Origin of the sequence: Geobacillus zalihae NBRC 101842 (genome assembly GCF_001544135.1) — a bacterium.
Lineage (GTDB): Bacteria > Bacillota > Bacilli > Bacillales > Anoxybacillaceae > Geobacillus > Geobacillus zalihae.
In genome coordinates, this window is sequence record NZ_BCPV01000153.1 from 1 (window position 1) to 636 (window position 636).

Consider the following 636-nt stretch of genomic DNA (forward strand, 5'->3'; position numbering starts at 1 on the left):
ACCAGCGTATATGAACGTCACGGCGGTTTGGTTGTCCAATAAAAAAGGAGCCTCTCCGAATGAAGAGGCTCCCAAGCCAAGTTTGCGGCCATTTTCCGCGCAATACCCGTTCTCCCGTTAAAACGTGTGCGCCAAGTCTTTCGCCCGGGCGATGGCGTTCGCTTTGATTTCTTCCGCCTTTTCCGGCACCGCCGCATGCCCTTCGACAAATACCATTCTATTGGTGGTGGGAGATATCCTGCAACGACAAAATATGAACCGTGTAAAATGGGTATTTGACCTGTAACGTATTTACAATGTATTGACGACGTATTTATGACGTATTGACATTTCCCTAGGTTTTTTCTATACTTAGAGTACAAAATAAGTTGTCTGTCTCGTCACAGACCATTTCACACGTGAAAAAACGTGGATTCGTTTGTTTTGACAACGGAGAGGAGCCTAAATGGTTCCTCTCTTTGCATATTATCGCCAAGAGAATCATAACCTAATGATAAGTTGCCTGCCGCGTCGCAGGCCATTTCACCCCGTCAGCGGGGAATTCATGGTTTTTGCCCCAGTACTTCGGTGCTGGGGTTTTATGTATTTATCGAGGAAAATTTCTCACGAAGAAATAGGGACTTTATTGATCAGGCT

1 pseudogene is annotated in these 636 nt (G+C 45.6%); it reads right to left on the bottom strand.

Going from position 1 to position 636, the window contains the following annotated elements:
- Nucleotides 1–117 precede the first annotated feature (117 nt).
- A pseudogene (locus GZ1_RS18765) lies at nt 118–213 on the bottom strand (FMN-dependent NADH-azoreductase); the annotation flags it as partial.
- Nucleotides 214–636: the final 423 nt, after the last annotated feature.